Below are 20305 nucleotides of genomic sequence, written 5' to 3'. Positions count from 1 at the left end.
CGGGAAAATGGCAGGAAGAAATTTTTTTTATTAAGAGCCCGGTGCAAAAATTGCCACCGGGCTTTCGATATAACGCTATTTTTTAATTGGTTCTCACCAAAATTAAGCTTAATTACTGTTCATTTAGAAACAGTCCGTGCGAGAAACTATTATTCACTTTGCGCGGTCATTTCAGCAAAAAAAGCTTCTAATTTTTGAGGTTTATCTAAAAAGATAGAATACATTTGACTGGCAAAATCATCAGGAAATACATCACTAACCCCGGCATCTAAACTTTCGAATGTTCTGATTGCCACCTCTTCAGGAGCAGGTTTATCCATCTCAATGCCTTCAGCCAGGCGAGTGTCCGTTGGGCCGGGATAGACCCCTAAAACCCGTATCCCAAACCCGCTTAAATCTGCTCGCAACCCCTGAGTGTAAGAATGCAATGCTGCTTTTGTTGCTGAATAAGGCCCTAAAGATGGGAAATTACTTATGGCAGCAATGGACGAAATATTAATTATGGCCGCTTGATTAGACGCTTTTAATTTCGGCAGTAAAGCATGGGTCAGCGCCATTGGACCCAATAAATTTACTTCCATTTCTTTGCGTGCCACCTCAAGGGCTCCGGGCTCGGTGGTGTGGATTCCTGTGGCAATCCCCGCATTGTTAATAAGAATATCCAGCTCTGGTACGGATTCCCTCACGTTGGTCACATGCGCGTTATTCGTTACATCCAACTGGATGGGCTTAATCACCCGAGGGTCAAGGGCAATGACTGACGGCAAATTATCCAGATCACGAGCAGCGGCGTAAATGGTTTTAGCGCCCTGTGCCAATAAAATCTTTGCAAAACCTTCTCCAATCCCTCGATTGGCACCTGTTACCAACACGACTTTATCTTTAACTGAAAACGACATAAGACTCTCCTTAACGGTAAAGAATGGGCGACTTTGCAGCGGCAGAATGACCCCTTCAGGCTGATTCGATAATCAATTGCTCCCACGTAGTTCAGTGATTCTAGCCGTGTAATCTTCACTGGCGGTCACTATATATCGGCCATCGGTGCTGAAGGTGGCTGAGGTAATCGGCCTCTTGTGAGAAATGATGGCTTTTATTACCCATGATCCATTGTGTCCCAGACCATAAATTTTCGCCTTTTTGTCGCAACTCGCGGTCACCACGAGGCACCCATCGGGGCTGAAGGTGGCTGACAGGACCCAATCGTCGTGGGTGATGGTAAGTTTTTCTACCCATGACCCATCGGCCCGGAGGCCATAGATTTTCGACGTATTGTCAGCACTGGTGGTCACCACATGGCGGCCATCGGCGCTGAAGTTGGCTGAAGTGGCTGCCCTGATGTGGTTAATGGTGGCTTCTTTTTCCCATGATCCAGAGGCCTTCAGACCATAGATTTTTGCCGTGTTATCTTTACTGGCAGTGACTACACGGAGGCCATCGAGGCTGAAGGAGGCTGAGTAGACTGCACCCTCATGACTAATGGTGGCTTTTTCTTCCCATGAACTATCGTCCTGGAGGCCGTAGATTTTTGCCGTGTGATCTTCACCCGCAGTCACTACATATCGGCCATCGGCGCTGAAACTGGCTGAGAAGACTTTATCCTCATGGGCGATGGTGGTTTTTTCTTCCCATGACCCATTAGCTTTCCGGACATAGATTTTTGCCATGTGATCGATACTTGCGGTCAGGACATGACGGCCATCGCAGCTGAAGCTGGCTGATCTGACCGGACCATCATGTTGAATGGTGGCTTTTATTGACCATGATCCATCGTCGTCCCGACCACAGATTTTTGCCGTGTGATCGTGACTGGCAGTCACCACGTGGCTGCCATCAGCACTGAAGCTCGATGTGTTGATCCAACTATTATGGGAAATGGTGGTTTCTACTTCCCATGAGCCATCATCTCTTTCACTACAGATTTTCGCTGTGTGATCACGGCTGGCGGTCACCAATTGACGGCCATCGGCACTAAAGGTGGCTGATATGACCCAACAATTATGGGAAATGGTCGTTTTTTCTTTCCATGATCCATCGGCCTCCCGGGCACAGATTTTCACATTACTATCCAAACTGGCGGTCACTAGATAGCGGTTATCGGTGCTTAGAGTAGCTGTCTCCACATCGTGACGATGGATAATGGTTGCTTTTTTCACCAGGTGGAATTTTTTACACTGAGACATCAGTTTACTCTTGTTAAAAAGGACCAGAGCATGAAAATAAGCGCTATCTCGATGTTTTACGAGTGACTCGACAGTGTCTTCATTCGCAGACGGCTTCAGCCAGTCACGGAGTTGTTGCTCATCTTTTGCCGTAACGAGGGTCTTTAGTTGATATTGGTATGGTGAAGGAAATCGGCGAATCCATGCTCTTTCCAGAGCTTTATCGTTTTCAACAAGATCGCGAAGATATTTGCATACCGTTACTAAACGGGTAATCTCTCGAAGACCCAAATAGCGAATAACCATAGATTTTGTTTCGTTGGGCAAACAGAAGAATAAAGATTGATTTTGGTCATATACAGTAACGTCCCTTCCTGCACTGACACCCATTGGTGCTTCCTCCGGTTCGGGCTGCCTGGGTGTTGGCGGGTTTGAAACGTCGGTGCTTAAATGGCTGTTCATTGGGTCCATACCCGATTCCTCAACGGCTTCAAAGTCAATATTTATCCTCCCATAGAAAAGGAGGCTCAAAATGGATCAGGTCTGTTAGAGTCGGTTTTGAAATGGAAGTTCAAAATATTGAAGTCAGTGGAATTAAGAAAAAGAAGAGTCCTGGTCCGGGAAAATTCATTCCTGCAAAAAGCATTTCTGTCTGATAGCCGTCTGCAGTCAATGGGTTTTACACTCATTAGCTCATCAAAGTTTCTGCAGTTCAGTGATTCTTACCTTGTGATCATTACTGATGGTCAACACATGTCGGCCATCGGGGCTGAAGGTAGCTGAGGAGATGCCCTCCTCGTGAGAAATGATGGCTTTTTTTAGCCATGTTCCCTCGGGACCCAGACCATAAATTTTTGCCGTTTTGTCATTATCGGCCCACGTCACCAGATGGGTACCATCAGGACTGAAGGTGGCTTCTGAGAAATGACCTTTGTGGCAAATGACGGTTTCTTTCTTCCATGATCCATCTTCCCCCAGGCCATAGATTATTACCTTGTTATCAGTGCCGTTGATCGCCAGATGCTGGCCATCGGGGCTAAGGGTGGCTGAGTGGATGCCCTTCTTGTGAGAAATGGTGGCATTTTTCACCCATGATCCAGCCGCCTTATGGCTATGGGCTTTTGCCGAGTTATCTTCACTGGCGCTTACCAGATGGCGGCTATCGGCGATGAAGCTGGCTGAGTAGATCGCATTATCATGAAAAATTCTGACTTTTCTTTGGGTGATGGTCACCAAATAGCAGCTATCGTGGCTTAATATGGTTGAGAAGACAGTATCGTCATGAGCAATTGTGGCTGTTTCTCTCCATGACCCATCGTCCTGCAGGTCACAGATTTTTGCCGTGCGATCATCAGCGGTGGTGACCAGACGGCGGTTATCGGCGCTGAAGGTGGCTGAGAAGATCTTACCCTCATGGGTAATGGTGGCTTTTACATCCCAGGATCCATCGTCCTCCAGACCATAGATTGTCACTGTGTTATATGAACTGGCGATCAACAAATGACGACTGTCTGAGCTGAAGCTGAACGAAATGATCGTATCATCATGCTTATAAGCGGCTTTTTCTTTCCATAATCCATCGGTCTCCTGACCATGGATTTTCACCAAATTATACTGACTGATGGTCAACAGATAGCGGCCATCGGGGCTGAAGGTGGCTGAAATGATACCACCCTCTTGGGTGGCGGTAGCTTTTACTTCCCATGATCCATCTTTCTCCTGAGCATGGATTTTCGCAGTCTCAGAGTTATCTCCATCGGAAATCAGAAGATAACAGGTATCAGAGCTGAAGCTGGCCGCAAAGACTGGACCATCAAGGTTAATAGTGTCTTTTGCTTCCCATGATCCATCGGTCTTCCGGTCACAGATTGTCAACGAACCATCGTTACTGGTCATGATAAAGCTGGCATCAGCGCTGAAGCTGGCTGTGTAGACCTCGTCAAAATGGGAGATTTCGTTTTTTTTCACTAACTTGAATTGTTCACAGTCAGACATCAGACTGCTGTTGTTAAAAAGAAGCAGAGCAGGAAAATAAGTACTCAGTCGTTGTTTTACCATTGACTCGACAGTGCCCTGAGGTGCAAAAGGACTCAACCAGTCACGGAGTTGTTGCTCATCTTTTGACTTAACGATGGTCTTTAGTTGATTTTGGTGTGGTGAAGAAAATCGGCGATACCAGGCTTTTTCCAGAAGTTTATGGTTTTCAACAAGATCGCAAAAATATCTGCATACCTCTTTTAGGCGGGTAATCTCTCGAAAGCCCAGGTAGCCGATAATCATAGTTTTTTTTTCGTCGGGCAAACAGAAGAATAAAGATTGATTTTGGTCATATACAGTAACGTCCCTGCCTGCACTGACACCCGTTGGTGCTTCCTCCGGTAAAGGTTGCCCGGGTGTTGGCGGGTTTGAAACGCCGATGCTGGAATGGCTGTTCATGGGATCCATACCCGATTCCTCCCTGGTTCCAGAGTCATTATTTATCCTTGCATAGAAAAAGACATTCAAAATACATTCGATATTTAGAGTTGGTTTTGTAGTGGGAGTTCATAACATTGAGGTCAGTGAAACTAAGAAAACCTGAGCTCAACGCAAACGAACAGGGTCTTGATCACGGGAAATGATAGAAAGAAATTTTTCCATTGAGAGCCCAGTGAAAAAATTGCCAGAGGGCTTTTCATATAACGCTGTTTGCTGATCGGTTCTGAGAAAAAATACATTCATTCGATTATCAATCGTTCTTCCATAGTTCAGTGATTCTCACCTTGTGATCTTTGCTGGCGGTCACCAGGTGTCGGCCATCGGCGCAGAAGGTGGCTGAGATGACTGCACTGTTGTGTACAACGGTGGTTTTTTTTACCCATGTTCCGTCCTTCCCCAGACCATAAATTTGCGCCGTGTTATCCTCACTGGCGGTCACCACAAGGCATCCATCGGCACTGAAAGTGGCTGATCGGATCCAACCTTCGTGGACAATGGTGGTTTTTTTTACCCACAATCCACCGGCCCCAAGGCCATAGATTTTCGCCGTTTTATCACCACTGGCGGTCACTAAATGGCGGCCATCGGCGCTGAACCTGGTTGCGGTGATACTCGCATTGTGTTTAATGGTGGTTTCTATTACCCATGATCCAGGGGTCTCCTGACCATAGACTTTCGCCTTGTTATCTTCACTTCTGATAATCAGATAGCGGCCATCGGCACTGAACTCGACTGAGTAGATAAAACCATCATGAGAAATGCTGGTTATTTCTTTCCATGATCCATCATCCTGCAGGTCACATATTTTCGTTGTATTATCAAAACTGACGGTTGCAAGATGGCGGCAATCGTCGCTGAAGGCGTGTGAGTGGACAAAATTATTATGGTTAATGGTGGCTTTGACTTCCCATGACCCAATGGCCTGCTGGCCGCAGATTTTCATAGTGTTATGTCCAACGCGTATCAACGCATGACGGCCATCGGAGCTGAGGCGGGCCCAATCGACACTACCCGGATCAGTAATGGTGGCTTTTGCTTGCAATGAGCCATCGTCCTCCTGACCATAGATTGTCGCAACGTCAGATGTATTGACAACCAACAGATGACGGCCATCGGCACTGAAGCTGGCCCACTTGATCGAAGTATCACAGTTAATAATGTATTTTGCTTCCCATGATCCATCGGTCTTCTGGCCATAGACTTTCAGCGTATTATCGAAACTGGCGGTCAACACATGGCGACCATCAGCACTGAAAGTGGCTGAAATGACGGAATTATTATGGGAAATGTTGGCTTTTGCTTCCCATGATCCATCCTCCTTCGTACCATAGATTTCCACCCTCAAACGACTGACGACCAACATATGCCGGTTATCGGCGCTGAAAAAGGCTTCATAGATCCAACCATTCCTGGGAATGGAGGCTTTTACTTTCCATGATCCATCGGTCTCCTGACTACAGATCTTCACTGTGTTATCCAAACTGACGGTCACTAAGTGGCGGCTATCGGCGCTTAAGGTGACTACAAAGATATCATTAGGATGGGTAATTTCGGTCTTTGTCTGTAAGTTAAATGTTTCACATTGAGACATCAGTTTACTGTTATTGAAAAGGAGCAGAGCAGGAAAAGAAGTACTCTTTTGTTGTTTTACGAGTGATTCGACAGTGTCCTTATTCGCAAACGGTTTCAACCAGTCACAGAGTTGCTGCTCATTTTTTGCGGTAGCGATGTTCTCCAGTTGATATTGGTGTGGTGAAGGAAACCGGCGATACCAGGCTCTTTCCAGAGCGTTATGGTTTTCAACAAGATCGCGAAGGTATCTGCATACCTTTGCTAAACGGGTAATCTCCCGAAAACCCAGATAGCGAATGATCATGGTTTTTGATTCGTCGGGCAAAGAGAAGAATGAAGACTGATTTTGGTTATACACACTAACGTCCCTGCCTGCGCTGACACCCGTTGGCGCTTGCTCGAGTCGAGACTGCTCAGTTGTTGGCGAGAGTAAACCGTCATTGCTGGAACTTTGGTTCAAAGGGATCAAGAGCAGCTCCTCCAGAGCTTTAGAGTTAATATTTATCCCCGCATAGAAAAAGGATATTTAAAATGAATAAGTCTGGTTCCCATGCTTTCAGGTCCTGTGGGACTCAGCGTGGGAACGAGTTGACTACCGTCATTCCCGGCTTCATTCTCGTCATTCCCGGCTTCATTCTCGCCATTCCCGGCTTCATTCTCGCCATTCCCGGCTTCATTCTCGCCATTCCCGGCTTCATTCTCGTCATTCCCGCGAAGGCGGGAATCCACACTGACTCTCCACCAGAACCCTACTGCCCGGTGTCCCCCTGGCCTTGTTATCCCCGAGAAGGCAGAGATCCACCGTTGGCGCTGGATTCCCGCCTTCGCGGGAATGACGACTTCAGAGCGTGAGAACGAGCTGTTGAAGTTTTGCGACACCCTCAGAGCGTGGGAACGAGTTGTTAAATTGATTCGATCTGTTTGACTCGGTTTTGTCATGGAAGTTCAATCTATTGATATAACGCTGTTTGCTAATCGGTTCAGAGTAAAAATACGTTCATCCGATCATCAATCGTTCTTCCATAGTTCAGTGATTCTCACCTTGTGATCTTCACTGGTGGTCACCAGATGTCGGCCATCGACGCCGAAGGTGGCTGAGATGACGGCTTTATCGTGTACGACGGTGGCTTTTTTTACCCAAGACCCATCCTTCCCCAGACCATAAATTTGCGCGGTGTTATCGTCACAGGCGGTCACCACAAGGCAACCATCGGCACTGAAGGTGGCTGATCGGACCCTATCTTTGTGGGCTATGGTGGCTTTTTTTACCCAGGATCCACCGGCCTCAAGTCCATAGATTTTCGCTGTTGTATCAAAACTGGCGGTCACTAAATGGCGGCCATCGGCACTGAACCCTGCTGACGTGATATGATCATTGTGTTCAATGGTGGCTTTTTTTGCCCATGATCCGGGGTTCTCCTGACTATAGACTTGCGCCGTATTATCATCTCTTCCGGTCACCAGATGGCAACCATCGGCGCTGAACTTGACAGAGTAGAAAAAAATATCATGAGAAATCGTGGTTATTTCTTTCCATGATCCATCGTCCAGCAGGCCACATATTTTCGTTGTATTATCGGAACTGACGGTTGCAAGATGGCGGCAATCGTCGCTGAAGGTGTGTGAGTGGACAAAATTATTATGGTTAATGGTGGCTTTGACTTCCCATGACCCAATGGCCTCCTGACCGCAGATTTTCATAGTGTTGTGTCCAACGCATATCAAAGCATGACAACCATCGGAGCTGAGGCAGGCCCAATCGACACTACCCAGATCAGTAATGGTGGCTTTTGCTTGCAATGAGCCATCGTCCTCCAGACCATAGATAGTCGCAACGTCAGGTGTATTGACAACCAGCAGATGACAGCCATTGGCGCTGAAGCTGGCCAATCTGATCGGAGTATCACAGTTAATAATGTGTTTTGCTTCCCATGATCCATCGGTCTTCTGGCCATAGACTTTCAGCGTATCGGAAATGGCGGTCAACGCATGGTGACCATCAGTACTGAAGGTGGCTGAGAAGACCCAAAAATTATGGGCAATGGTGGCTTTTGCTTCCCATGATCCATCCTCCTTCATACCATAGATTTCCACCCTGGAACGACTGACGGTCAACACATGTCGGTTATCGGTGCTGAAAAAGGCTTCATAGATCCAACCATTCGTGGGAGTGGAGGCTTTTACTTTCCATGATCCATCGGTCTCCTGACTACAGATCTTCACTGTACCATCTACACTGGTGGTCACTAAGTGGCGGCTATTGGCGCTTAAGGTGACTACAAAGATATCATCAGGATGGGTAATTTCGATCTTTGTCTGTAAGTTAAATGTTTCACATTGAGACATCAGTTTACTGTTATTGAAAAGGAGCAGAGCAGGAAAAGAAGTACTCTTTTGTTGTTTTACGAGTGATTCGACAGTGTCCTTATTCGCAAACGGTTTCAACCAGTCACAGAGTTGCTGCTCATTTTTTGCGGTAGCGATGTTCTCCAGTTGATATTGGTGTGGTGAAGGAAACCGGCGATACCAGGCTCTTTCCAGAGCGTTATGGTTTTCAACAAGATCGCGAAGGTATCTGCATACCTTTGCTAAACGGGTAATCTCCCGAAAACCCAGATAGCGAATAATCATGGTTTTTGATTCGTCGGGCAAAGAGAAGAATGAAGACTGATTTTGGTTATACACACTAACGTCCCTGCCTGCGCTGACACCCGTTGGCACTTGCTCGAGTCGAGACTGCTCAGTTGTTGGCGAGAGTAAACCGTCATTGCTGGAACTTTGGTTCAAAGGGATCAAGAGCAGCTCCTCCAGAGCTTTAGAGTTAATATTTATCCCCGCATAGAAAAAGGATATTTAAAATGAATAAGTCTGGTTCCCATGCTTTCAGGCCCTGTGGGTCTCAGCGTGGGAACGAGTTGACTACCGTCATTCCCGGCTTCATTCTCGTCATTCCCGCGAAGGCGGGAATCCACACTGACTCTCCACCAGAACCCTACTGCCCAGTGTCCCCCTGGTCTTGTCATCCCCGAGAAGGCAGAGATCCACCGTTGGCGCTGGATTCCCGCCTTCGCGGGAATGACGACTTCAGAGCGTGAGAACGAGCTGTTGAAGTTTTGCGACACCCTCAGAGCGTGGGAACGAGTTGTTAAATTGATTCGATCTGTTTGACTCGGTTTTGTCATGGAAGTTCAATCTATTGATATAACGCTGTTTGCTAATCGGTTCAGAGTAAAAATACGTTCATCCGATCATCAATTGTTTTTCCATAGTTCGGTGATTCTCATCTTGTGATCTTCACTGGTGGTCACCAGATGTCGGCCATCGACGCAGAAGGTGGCTGAGATGACGGCTTTATCGTGTACAACGGTGGTTTTTTTTACCCATAATCCATCCTTCCCCAGACCATAAATTTGCGCGGTGTTATCGTCACAGGCGGTCACCACAAGGCAACCATCGGCACTGAAGGTGGCTGATCGGACCCTGTTTTTGTGGGCTATGGTGGCTTTTTTTACCCAGGATCCACCGGCCTCAAGTCCATAGATTTTCGCTGTTTTATCATAACTGGCAGTCACTAAATGGCGGCCATCGGCACTGAACCTGGCTGATATGATATCCCCATTGTGTTTAATGGTTGCTTTTTTTACCCATGATCCAGGGGTCTCCTGACCATAGACTTGCGCAGTATTATCATAACTTCCGGTCACCAGATGGCGACTATCGGCGCTGAACTTGACAGAGTAGAAATTATTATCATGAGAAATCGTGGTTATTTCTTTCCATGATCCATCGTCCTGCAGGTCACATATTTTCGTTTCATTATCGAAACTGACGGTTGCAAGATGGCGACAATCGTCGCTGAAGAAGTGTGAGTGGACAAAATGATTATGGTTAATGGTGGCTTTGACTTCCCATGACCCAATGGCCTCCTGACTGCAGATTTTCATAGTGTTATGTCCAACGCGTATCAACGCATGACGGCCATCGGGGCTGAGGCTGGCCCAATTGACACCACTCGGATCAGTAATGGTGGCTTTTGCCTGCAATGATCCATCGTCCTCCTGACCGTAGATTGTCGCAACGTCTGATATATTGATAACCAACAGACGACAGCCATCGGCGCTGAAGCTGGCCAATCTGATCGGAGTATCACAGTGAATAATGTATTTTGCTTCCCATGATCCATCGGTCTTCTGGCCATAGACTTTCAGCGTATCATCCAAACTGGCGGTCAACGCATAGCGACCACCATCACTGAATGCGGCTGAAAGGATCATACGATTATGGGGAATGGTGGCTTTTGCTCCCCATGATCCATCCTCCTTCGTACCATAGATTTCCGCCCTGAAACGACTGATGACCAACACATGGCGGTTATCGGTGCTGAAAAAGGCTTCATAGACCCAACTATTCCTGGGAATGGAGGCTTTTACTTTCCATGATCCATCGGTCTCCTGACTACAGATCTTCACTGTGTTATCCACACTGGCGGTCACTAAGTTACGGCCATCGGCGCTTAAGGTGACGACTGAGATCTTGCTGGGATGAGTAATTTCGTTTTTTGCCTCTAAGTTAAATGTTTCACATTGAGACATCAGTTTACTGTTATTGAAAAGGAGCAGAGCAGGAAAATAAGTACTCAGTCGTTGTTTTACGAGTGACTCGACAGTGTCTTTATTCGCAAACGGCTTCAACCAATCACGGAGTTGCTGCTCATCTTTTGTGGTAACGATGGTCTTTAGTTGATATTGGTGTGGTGAAGGAAACCGGCGATACCATGCTCTTTCCATAGATTTATCATTTTTAACAAGATCACGAAGATATTTGCATACCTTTGCTAAACGGGTAATCTCCCGAAAACCCACATAGCGAATAATCATGGCTTTTGATTCGTCGGGCAAAGAGAAGAATGAAGACTGATTTTGGTTATACACACTAACGTCCCTGCTTGCGCTGACACCCGTTGGCGCTAGCTCGAGTCGAGACTGCTCAGTTGTTGGCGAGAGTAAACCGTCATTGCTGGAACTTTGGTTCAAAGGGATCAAGAGCAGCTCCTCCAGAGCTTTAGAGTTAATATTTATCCCCGCATAGAAAAAGGATATTTAAAATGAATAAGTCTGGTTCCCATGCTTTCAGGCCCTGTGGGTCTCAGCGTGGGAACGAGTTGACTACCGTCATTCCCGGCTTCATTCTCGTCATTCCCGGCTTCATTCTCGTCATTCCCGCGAAGGCGGGAATCCACACTGACTCTCCACCAGAACCATACTGCCCAGTGTCCCCCTGGTCTTGTCATCCCCGAGAAGGCAGAGATCCACCGTTGGCGCTGGATTCCCGCCTTCGCGGGAATGACGACTTCAGAGCGTGAGAACGAGCTGTTGAAGTTTTGCGACACCCTCAGAGCGTGGGAACGAGTTGTTAAATTGATTCGATCTGTTTGACTCGGTTTTGTCATGGAAGTTCAATCTATTGATATAACGCTGTTTGCTAATCGGTTCAGAGTAAAAATACGTTCATCCGATCATCAATCGTTCTTCGATAGCTCAGTGATTCTCACCTTGTGATCTTCAGTGGCAGTCACCAGGTGTCGGCCATCGACGCAGAAGGTGGCTGAGATGACGGCTTTATCGTGTACAACGGTGGTTTTTTTTACCCATAATCCATCCTTCCCCAGACCATAAATTTGCGCGGTGTTATCGTCACAGGCGGTCACCACAAGGCAACCATCGGCACTGAAGGTGGCTGATCGGACCCTATCTTTGTGGGCTATGGTGGCTTTTTTTACCCAGGATCCACCGGCCTCAAGTCCATAGATTTTCGCTGTTTTATCAAAACTGGCGGTCACTAAATGGCGGCCATCGGCACTGAACCCTGCTGACGTGATATGATCATTGTGTTCAATGGTGGCTTTTTTTGCCCATGATCCGGGGTTCTCCTGACTATAGACTTGCGCCGTATTATCATCTCTTCCGGTCACCAGATGACGACCATCGGCGCTGAACTTGACAGAGTAGAAAAAAATATCATGAGAAATCGTGGTTATTTCTTTCCATGATCCATCGTCCAGCAGGTCACATATTTTCGTTGTATTATCGGAACTGACGGTTGCAAGATGGCGGCAATCGTCGCTGAAGATGTGTGAGTGGACAAAATGATTATGGTTAATGGTGGCTTTGACTTCCCATGACCCAATGGCCTCCTGACCGCAGATTTTCAAAGTTTCATGTCCAATGCGGATCAGCGCATAACGGCCATCAGAGCTGAGACAGGCCCAATTGACACCACCCGGATCAGTAATGGTGGCTTTTGCTTGCAATGATCCATCGACCTCCAGACCATAGATTGTCGCAACGTCAGATGTATTGACAACCAGCAGATGACAGCCATTGGCGCTGAAGCTGGCCAATCTGATCGGAGTATCACAGTTAATAATGTGTTTTGCTTCCCATGATCCATCGGTCTTCTGGCCATAGACTTTCAGCGTATCGGAACTGGCGGTCAACGCATGGTGACCATCAGCACTGAAGGTGGCTGAGAAGACCAAAAAATTATGGGTAATGGTGGCTTTTGCTTCCCATGATCCATCCTCCTTCATACCATAGATTTCCACCCTGAAACGACTGATGACCAACACATGGCGGTTATCGGTGCTGAAAAAGGCTTCATAGACCCAACTATTTCTGGGAATGGAGGCTTTTACTTTCCATGATCCATCGGTCTCCTGACTACAGATCTTCACTGTGTTATCCACACTGGCGGTCACTAAGTTACGGCCATCGGCGCTTAAGGAGACGACTGAGATCTTGCTGGGATGAGTAATTTCGTTTTTTGCCTCTAAGTTAAATGTTTCACATTGAGACATCAGTTTACTGTTATTGAAAAGGAGCAGAGCAGGAAAAGAAGTACTCTTTTGTTGTTTTACGAGTGATTCGACAGTGTCCTTATTCGCAAACGGTTTCAACCAGTCACAGAGTTGTTGCTCATTTTTTGCGGTAGCGATGTTCTCCAGTTGATATTGGTGTGGTGAAGGAAACCGGCGATACCAGGCTTTTTCCAGAGCCTTATGGTTTTCAACAAGATCGCGAAGGTATCTGCATACCTTTGCTAAACGGGTAATCTCCCGAAAACCCAGATAGCGAATAATCATGGTTTTTGATTCGTCGGGCAAAGAGAAGAATGAAGATTGATTTTGGTTATATGCAGTAACATCGCTGCCTGCAAGGGTGCCCGTTGGCGCTTGCTCGAGTCCAGGCTGTTTGGGTGTTGGTGAGAGTGAACCGTCATTGCTGGAATTATTGTTCAAAGGGGTCATGTGCAGCTCCTCCAGAGCTTCAGAGTCAATATTTATCCGCGCGTAGAAAAGGACATTCGAAATGGATAACTCTGGTTTCCATGCTTTCAGGCCCAGTGGGTCCCCGTGCGGAAATCCATACCTATCTCACGCTGTAGAGTCCGCTTTTCAGGGAAGGTATGCATTCCCACGCAGAGCGAGGGTGTCGCAAAACTCTCTCCGGCGTGGGAACGCGTTGACTCCCGTCATTGCCGGCTTCATTCTCGTCATTCCCGGCTTCATTCTCGTCATTCCCGGCTTCATTCTCGTCATTCCCGCGAAGGCGGGAATCCACACTGACTCTCCACCAGAACCCTACTGCCCGGTGTCCCCCGGCCTTGTCATCCCCGAGAAGGCAGAGATCCACCGTTGGCGCTGGATTCCCGCCTTCGCGGGAATGACGACTTCAGAGCGTGAGAACGAGCTGTTGAAGTTTTGCGACACCCTCAGAGCGTGGGAACGAGTTGTTAAATTGATTCGATCTGTTTGACTCGGTTTTGTCATGGAAGTTCAATCTATTGATATAACGCTGTTTGCTAATCGGTTCAGAGTAAAAATACGTTCATCCGATCATCAATCGTTCTTCAATAGTTCAGTGATTCTCACCTTGTGATCTTTGCTGGCGGTCACCAGGTGTCGGCCATCGACGCAGAAGGTGGCTGAGATGACGGCTTTATCGTGTTCAACGGTGGCTTTTTTTACCCATAATCCATCCTTCCCCAGACCATAAATTTGCGCGGTGTTATCGTCACAGGCGGTCACCACAAGGCAACCATCGGCGCTGAAAGTGGCGGATCGGACCTTATCTTTGTGGACTATGGTGGCTTTTTTTACCCAGGATCCATCGGCCTCATGGCCATAGATTTCCGCTGTTTTATCATAACTGGTGGTCACCAAATGGCGCCCATCGGCGCTGAACCCGGCTGAGTTGATAACGTCATTGTGTTCAATGGCGGCTTTTTTTACCCATGATCCAGGGGTTTCCTGACTATAGACTTGCGCCGTTTTATCATCACCGATGGTCACCAGATGACGACCATCGGCGCTGAACTTGACAGAGTGGACAAAACGATCGTGATAAATCGTGGTTATTTCTTTCCATGATCCATCGTCCTGCAGGTCACATATTTTCGCTGTATTATCGAAACTGGCGGTTGCAAGATGGCGGCAATCGTCGCTGAAGGAGTGTGAGTGAGCAAAATTATTATGGTTAATGGTGGCTTTGACTTCCCATGACCCAGTGGCCTCCTGACTGCAGATTTTCAAAGTTTCATGTCCAATGCGGATCAGCGCATAACGGCCATCAGAGCTGAGGCAGGCCCAATTGACACCACCCGGATCAGTAATGGTGGCTTTTGCTTGCAATGATCCATCGACCTCCAGATCATAGATTGTCGCAACGTCAGATGCATTGACAGCCAACAGATGACGACCATCGGCGGTGAAGTTGGCCAACCTGATCGGAGTATCACAGTTAATAATGTATTTTGCTTCCCATGATCCATCGGTATTCTGGCCATAGATTTTCAGCGTATTATCCATACTGGCGGTCAACGCATGGCGACCATCAGCACTGAATGCGGCTGAGAGGACCCAACCATTATGGGAAATGGTGGCTTTTGCTTCCCATGTTCCATCCTCCTTCATACCATAGATCACCGCCTTGCGACGACTGATGACCAACAGATGGCGGCTATCGGCGCTGAAAACGGCTTCTTTGACCCAACCATTATCGGAAGTGGAGGCTTTTACTTTCCATGATCCATCGCTCTCCTGGCTACAGATCTTCACTGTATTATCAAAACTGGCGGTCACCAGGTGGCAGCCATCGGCGCTTAAAGTGACTGCTAAGATTTTGCTGTGATGGGTAATTTCGTTTTTTGCCTCTAAGTTAAATGTTTCACATTGAGACATCAGTTTACTGTTGGTGAAAAAGAGCTGAGCAGGAAAAAAAGTACTTTCTTTTTGTGTTAGAAGTGACCCGATAGTGTCTTTATTCGCAAACGGCTTCAACCAGTCACGGAGTTGTTGCTCATCTTTTGTAGTAGCTATGGTCTTTAGGAGATGTTGGTGTGGGGAAGGAAACCGGCGATACCATTCTCTTTCCAGAGTTTTATGGTTTTCTAAAAGGTCGCAAAGATATTTGCATACCTTTGTTAAACGGGTAATCTCCCGAAAACCCAGATAGTGAATAATCCTGGTTTTTATTTCATCGGGCAAACGGAAGAATGAAGATTGATTTTGGTTATATGCAGTAACATCCCTGCCTGCAACGATGCCCGTTGGCGCTTGCTCGAGTCGCAACTGCACAGGTGTTGGTAAGAGTGAACCGTCATCGCCGGAATTATTGTTCAAAGGGGTCATGTGCAGCTCCTTCAGAGTCAATATTTATTGTCACATTGAAAATGAATAACTCTGGTTCCCATGCTTTCAGGCCCTGTGGGTCCCAGCGTGGGAATGAGTGATTCGATCTGTTTGACTCTGTTTTGTCATGAAAGTTCAAACTATTGATACAACAACACTGTTTGCTAATCGGTTCTGAGCAAAAATACGTTCATTCGTTCATCAATCGTTCTTCCATAGTTCAGTGATTCTCACCTTGTAATCTTCACTGGTGGTCACCAGGTGTCGGCCATCGGCGCAGAAGGTGGCCGAGATGACTGCTCTGTCGTGTACAAGGGTGGCTTTTTTCACCCATGATCCATCCTTCCCAAGGCCATAAATTTGCGCCGTGTTATCCTTACTGGCGGTCACCACAAGGCAACCATCGGCACTGAAGGTGGCTGATCGGACCCAATCTTTGTGGACTATGGTGGCTTTTTTTACCCAGGATCCACCGGCTTCACGGCCATAGATTTTCGCTGTTTTATCATAACTGGCGGTCACCAAATGGCGGCTATCGGCGCTGAACCCGGTTGAGATGATCCTCTCATCGTGTTTAATGGTGGCTTCTTCTACCCATGATCCAGGGGTCTCCTGACCATAGACTTTCACAGTAATATCATCACTTCCGGTCATCAGACGGCGAGAATCAGCGCTGAACTTGAGAGAGTAGAAAAAATGATTATGAGAAACCGTGGTTATTTCTTTCCATGATCCATCATCCTGCAGGTCAAATATTTTCGCTGTATTATTGGAACTGGCGGTTGCAAGATGGCGGCAATCGTCGCTGAAGGAGTATGAGTTGGCAAAATTATTATGGTTAATGGTGGTTTTTACTTTCCATGACCCGGCCTCCCGACCGTAGATTTTCAAAGTGTTAGGTCTAAAGCGGATCAACGCATGGCGGCCATCGGAGCTGAGGCAAGCCCAATTGACACCACCCGGATCAGCAATGGTGGCTTTTGCTTCCAATGATCCATCGTTCTCCAGACCATAGAATGTCGCAACATCAGATGTATTGACAACCAACAGATGTCGGCCATCGGCGCTGAAACTGGCCAATCTGGTCGAAGCATCACAGTTAACAATGTATTTTGCTTCCCATGATCCATCGATCTTCTGGCCATAGATTTTCAGCGTATTATCCAAACTGGCGATCACCACATGACGACCATCAGCACTGGTGATGGCTGAGATGATCCAACGATTATGGGAAATGTTGGCTTTTGCTTCCCATGATCCATCCTCATTCATACCATAGATTCTTGCCCTGAGACGACTGACGACCAACACATGGCGGTTATCGGTACTGAAAATGGCTTTTTGGACCCAACCATTATCGGGAGTGGAGGCTTTTACTTTCCATGATCCATCGGTCTCCTGACTACAGATCTTCACTATACCATCCAAACAGACGGTCACTAAGTGGCGGCTATCGGCGCTTAAGGTGGCTATCAAGATATGGTAAGGATGGGTAATTTCGGTCTTTGTCACTAAGTTAAATGTTTCACATTGAGACATCAGTTTACTGTTGTTGAAAAGCAGCAGAGCAGGAAAATAAGTACTCTGTTGTTTTTTTACGAGTGACTCGACAGTGTCCTTATTCGCAAACGGCTTCAACCAATCACGGAGTTGTTGCTCATCTTTTGTCGTAGCGATGGTCTTTAATTGATACAGGTGTGGTGAAGGAAACCTTTGATACCAGGCTCTTTCCAGAGCTTTATGGTTTTCAACAAGATCGCGAAAATATTTGCATACCTTTACTAAACGGGTAATGTCCCGAAAACCCAGATAGCGAATAATCATGGTTTTTGATTCGTCGGGCAAACAAAAGAATGCAGATTGATTTTGGTTATATGCAGTAACATCCCTGCCTGCAACCATGCCAGTTGGCGCCTGCTCGAGTCGAGGCTGCTCAGGTGTTGAACCGTCATTACCGGAATTATTGTTCAAAGGGGTCATGAGCAGCTCCTTCAGAGCTTCAGAGTCAGTATTTATCCTCACATAGAAAAGGACATACAAAATCGATAACTCTGGTTCCCATGCCGTGGGAACCCATACCTATCTCACGCTGTAGAGTCTGCTTTTCAGGTGTGGTATGCATTCCCACAGAGCGTGGGTGTCGCAAAACCTCTGGCTCCCATGCTCCAGCGTGGGAACGGGTTGACTTCCGTCATTCCCGGCTTCATTCTTGTCATTCCCGCGAAAGCGGGAATCCACACTGACTCACCACCAGAACCATACTGCCCGGTGCCCCCCTGGCCTTGTCATCCCCGAGAAGGCAGAGACCCACTGTTGGCGCTGGATTCCCGCCTTCGCGGGAATGACGACTTCAGAGCGTGAGAACGAGCTGTTGAAGTTTTGCGACACCCACAGAGCGTGGGAACGAGTGATTCGATCAGTTTGACTCGCTTTTGTCATGGAAGTTCAAACTATTGAGTGTTTGCTAATCGGTTCAGAGCAAAAATACATTCATTCGATCATCAATCGCTCTTCTAGTTCAGTGATTCTTACCTTGTAATCTTCACTGGTGGTCACCACATGTCGGCCATCGACGCAGAAGATGGCTGATATGAGGGCTTTATCGTGTACAACGGTGGCTTTTTTTACCCATGATCCATCCTTGCTTAGACCATAAATTTGCGCGCTGTTATCCTCACTGGCGGTCACCACAAGGCAACCATCGGTACTGAAGGTGGCGGATCGGACCTTATCTTTGTGGGTTATGGTGGCTTTTTTTACCCAGGAACCACCGGCCTCATGGCCATAGATTTTCGCTGTTTCATCATGACTGGCGGTCACCAAATGGTGGCCATCGGCGCTGAACCCGGCTGAGGTGATAGCCCCATTGTGTTCAATGATGGCTTTTTTTACCCATGATCCAGGGGTTTCCTGACTATAGACTTGCGCCGTTTTATCATCACTTCTGGTCACCAGATGGCAACCATCGGTGCTGAACTTGACAGAGTGGACATAACTATCATGAGAAATCGTGGTTATTTCTTTCCATGATCCATCGTCCTGCAGGTCACATATTTTTGCTGTATTATCGAAACTGGCGGTTGCAAGATGGCGGCAATCTTCGCTGAAAGTGGTTGACCTGATTACATCATTATGGGTAATGATCGCTTTTACTTCCCATGACCCAGTGGCCTGCTGACCGTAGATTTTCAAAGTCTCATAATCAACGCGGATCAACAAATGACAGCCATCGGAGCTGAGGCGGGCCCGACTGACACTACTCGTATCAGTAATGCTGGCTTTTGCTTCCAATGATCCATCGTCCTGCAGACCATAGATAGTCGCAACATCAGATGAATTGACAACCAATAGACGACGGCCATGGGTGCTGAAGCTGGCAAACCTGATCGGATTATCAAAGTTAATAATGTATTTTGCTTCCCATGATCCATCATTCTTCTGGCCATAGGTTTTCAGCGTATTATCGAAACTGGCGGTGAATACATGGCGACCATCAGCACTGAATGCGGCTGAGATGACCCAACGATTATGGGAAATGGTGGCTTTTGCTTCCCATGATCCATCCTCATTCATACCGTAGATTCTTGCCCTGAGACGACTGACGACCAACGCATGGCGATTATCGGTGCTGAAAATGGCTTTTTTGACCTCATTATTGGGAGTTGAGGCTTTTACTTTCCACGATCCATCGGTCTCCTGGCTACAGATCTTCAATGTGTCATCCAAACTGGCGGTCACTAAGTGGCGGCAATCGGCGCTTAAGGTGGTTATAGAGATTTTGTCAGGATGGGTCATTTCGGTTTTTGTCTTTAAGTTAAATGTTTCACTTTGAGACATCAGTTTACTGTTGTTGAAAAAGAGCAGAGCTGGAAAATAAGTACTCTTTTGTTGTTTTACGAGTGACTCGACCGTGTCTTTATTCGCAAATGGCTTCAACCAGCCACGGAGTTGTTGCTCATCTTTTGCAGTAGCGATGGTCTTCAGTTGATATTGGTGTGGTGAAGGGAACCGTCGATACCAGGCTCTTTCCAGAGCTTTATGGTTTTCAACAAGATCGCGAAGATATTTGCATACCTTTGCTAAACGGGTAATCTCCCGAAAACCCAGATAGCGAATAATCATGGTTTTTGATTCGTCGGGCAAAGAAAAGAATGCAGATTGATTTTGGTTATATGCAGTAACATCCCTGCCTGCAATGATGCCCGTTGGTGCTTGCTCGAGTCGAGGCTGCTTAGGTGTTGAACCGTCATTACTGGAATTATTGTTCAAAGGGGTCATGAGCAGCTCCTCCAGAGCTTCAGAGTCAATATTTATCCGCGCGTAGAAAAAGACATTCAAAATCGATAACTCTGGTTCCCATGCCGTGGGAACCCATACCTATCTCACGCTGTAGAGTCTGCTTTTC

At 47.1% G+C, this 20305-nt stretch carries 15 protein-coding genes; 5 read left to right on the top strand and 10 right to left on the bottom strand.

Annotated features, from left to right (window positions below):
* Positions 1-149 precede the first annotated feature (149 nt).
* The 4 genes from ACOJUO_RS06850 to ACOJUO_RS06835 form a co-directional block, all read right to left on the bottom strand.
* Entirely contained in the window at positions 150-899 is a 750-nt protein-coding gene (locus ACOJUO_RS06850; protein WP_422139355.1) for an SDR family NAD(P)-dependent oxidoreductase, read from the bottom strand.
* 72 nt (positions 900-971) lie between these two features.
* Positions 972-2633 carry an F-box/WD repeat-containing protein gene (locus ACOJUO_RS06845; RefSeq protein ID WP_422139354.1) on the bottom strand — a complete coding sequence of 554 codons (1662 nt, stop codon included), beginning with the start codon at positions 2631-2633 and terminating at the stop codon, positions 972-974.
* A 225-nt stretch (positions 2634-2858) separates the two neighbouring features.
* Entirely contained in the window at positions 2859-4607 is a 1749-nt protein-coding gene (locus ACOJUO_RS06840; protein WP_422139353.1) for an F-box/WD repeat-containing protein, read from the bottom strand.
* Positions 4608-4890: 283 nt separating this feature from the next.
* Complete coding sequence (locus ACOJUO_RS06835) at positions 4891-6681, bottom strand: F-box-like domain-containing protein (RefSeq protein WP_422139352.1); 1791 nt, start codon at positions 6679-6681, stop codon at positions 4891-4893.
* 62 nt (positions 6682-6743) lie between these two features.
* On the opposite strand from ACOJUO_RS06835, the gene ACOJUO_RS06830 reads away from it, so the two are divergent.
* On the top strand, positions 6744-7064 hold the full coding sequence (locus tag ACOJUO_RS06830) for a hypothetical protein (protein ID WP_422139351.1): 321 nt from the start codon (positions 6744-6746) through the stop codon (positions 7062-7064).
* 156 nt (positions 7065-7220) lie between these two features.
* On the opposite strand, the gene ACOJUO_RS06825 is transcribed toward ACOJUO_RS06830, so the two are convergent.
* Positions 7221-9008 carry an F-box/WD repeat-containing protein gene (locus tag ACOJUO_RS06825; protein ID WP_422139350.1) on the bottom strand — a complete coding sequence of 596 codons (1788 nt, stop codon included), beginning with the start codon at positions 9006-9008 and terminating at the stop codon, positions 7221-7223.
* Between the two features lie 62 nt (positions 9009-9070).
* Here ACOJUO_RS06825 and ACOJUO_RS06820 point away from each other — a divergent pair, with 62 nt between their 5' ends.
* Positions 9071-9307, top strand: coding sequence for a hypothetical protein (locus tag ACOJUO_RS06820; protein WP_422139349.1), 237 nt, complete (start codon positions 9071-9073; stop codon positions 9305-9307).
* 156 nt (positions 9308-9463) lie between these two features.
* On the opposite strand, the gene ACOJUO_RS06815 is transcribed toward ACOJUO_RS06820, so the two are convergent.
* Positions 9464-11254 carry an F-box/WD repeat-containing protein gene (locus ACOJUO_RS06815; protein ID WP_422139348.1) on the bottom strand — a complete coding sequence of 597 codons (1791 nt, stop codon included), beginning with the start codon at positions 11252-11254 and terminating at the stop codon, positions 9464-9466.
* A gap of 62 nt (positions 11255-11316) precedes the next feature.
* Here ACOJUO_RS06815 and ACOJUO_RS06810 point away from each other — a divergent pair, with 62 nt between their 5' ends.
* Entirely contained in the window at positions 11317-11574 is a 258-nt protein-coding gene (locus tag ACOJUO_RS06810) for a hypothetical protein (protein ID WP_422139347.1), read from the top strand.
* A gap of 156 nt (positions 11575-11730) precedes the next feature.
* Here ACOJUO_RS06810 and ACOJUO_RS06805 read toward each other — a convergent pair whose 3' ends face one another.
* Positions 11731-13518, bottom strand: a complete 1788-nt coding sequence (locus tag ACOJUO_RS06805; RefSeq protein WP_422139346.1) for an F-box/WD repeat-containing protein — start codon at positions 13516-13518, stop codon at positions 11731-11733.
* 214 nt (positions 13519-13732) lie between these two features.
* Here ACOJUO_RS06805 and ACOJUO_RS06800 point away from each other — a divergent pair, with 214 nt between their 5' ends.
* Positions 13733-14026, top strand: a complete 294-nt coding sequence (locus ACOJUO_RS06800) for a hypothetical protein (RefSeq protein ID WP_422139345.1) — start codon at positions 13733-13735, stop codon at positions 14024-14026.
* A gap of 83 nt (positions 14027-14109) precedes the next feature.
* Here ACOJUO_RS06800 and ACOJUO_RS06795 read toward each other — a convergent pair whose 3' ends face one another.
* Positions 14110-15900, bottom strand: a complete 1791-nt coding sequence (locus ACOJUO_RS06795) for an F-box/WD repeat-containing protein (protein WP_422139344.1) — start codon at positions 15898-15900, stop codon at positions 14110-14112.
* Between the two features lie 201 nt (positions 15901-16101).
* The gene (locus ACOJUO_RS06790) at positions 16102-17880 is read right to left on the bottom strand and encodes an F-box/WD repeat-containing protein (RefSeq protein WP_422139343.1); all 1779 of its coding nucleotides are present in this window, start codon (positions 17878-17880) and stop codon (positions 16102-16104) included.
* A gap of 129 nt (positions 17881-18009) precedes the next feature.
* Between ACOJUO_RS06790 and ACOJUO_RS06785 the strand changes: the two genes are divergently transcribed.
* On the top strand, positions 18010-18261 hold the full coding sequence (locus tag ACOJUO_RS06785) for a hypothetical protein (protein ID WP_422135975.1): 252 nt from the start codon (positions 18010-18012) through the stop codon (positions 18259-18261).
* 129 nt (positions 18262-18390) lie between these two features.
* On the opposite strand, the gene ACOJUO_RS06780 is transcribed toward ACOJUO_RS06785, so the two are convergent.
* Entirely contained in the window at positions 18391-20178 is a 1788-nt protein-coding gene (locus ACOJUO_RS06780) for an F-box protein (RefSeq protein WP_422139342.1), read from the bottom strand.
* Positions 20179-20305: the final 127 nt, after the last annotated feature.

Origin of the sequence: Endozoicomonas sp. ALC020 (assembly GCF_049275935.1) — a bacterium.
Classification (GTDB): Bacteria; Pseudomonadota; Gammaproteobacteria; order Pseudomonadales; family Endozoicomonadaceae; genus Endozoicomonas_A.
Note: the sequence above shows the minus strand (reverse complement) of the source record. Positions and strands in the feature narration are given on the sequence as shown.

Coding starts and splice junctions, on each gene's coding strand:
- ACOJUO_RS06850 (WP_422139355.1), bottom strand. CDS start 899: ATGTCGTTTTCAGTTAAAGATAAAGTCGTGTTGGTAACAGGTGCCAAT.
- ACOJUO_RS06780 (WP_422139342.1), bottom strand. CDS start 20,178: ATGACCCCTTTGAACAATAATTCCAGTAATGACGGTTCAACACCTAAG.
- ACOJUO_RS06805 (WP_422139346.1), bottom strand. CDS start 13,518: ATGACCCCTTTGAACAATAATTCCAGCAATGACGGTTCACTCTCACCA.
- ACOJUO_RS06830 (WP_422139351.1), top strand. CDS start 6,744: ATGAATAAGTCTGGTTCCCATGCTTTCAGGTCCTGTGGGACTCAGCGT.
- ACOJUO_RS06845 (WP_422139354.1), bottom strand. CDS start 2,633: ATGGACCCAATGAACAGCCATTTAAGCACCGACGTTTCAAACCCGCCA.
- ACOJUO_RS06795 (WP_422139344.1), bottom strand. CDS start 15,900: ATGACCCCTTTGAACAATAATTCCGGCGATGACGGTTCACTCTTACCA.
- ACOJUO_RS06790 (WP_422139343.1), bottom strand. CDS start 17,880: ATGACCCCTTTGAACAATAATTCCGGTAATGACGGTTCAACACCTGAG.
- ACOJUO_RS06840 (WP_422139353.1), bottom strand. CDS start 4,607: ATGGATCCCATGAACAGCCATTCCAGCATCGGCGTTTCAAACCCGCCA.
- ACOJUO_RS06810 (WP_422139347.1), top strand. CDS start 11,317: ATGAATAAGTCTGGTTCCCATGCTTTCAGGCCCTGTGGGTCTCAGCGT.
- ACOJUO_RS06820 (WP_422139349.1), top strand. CDS start 9,071: ATGAATAAGTCTGGTTCCCATGCTTTCAGGCCCTGTGGGTCTCAGCGT.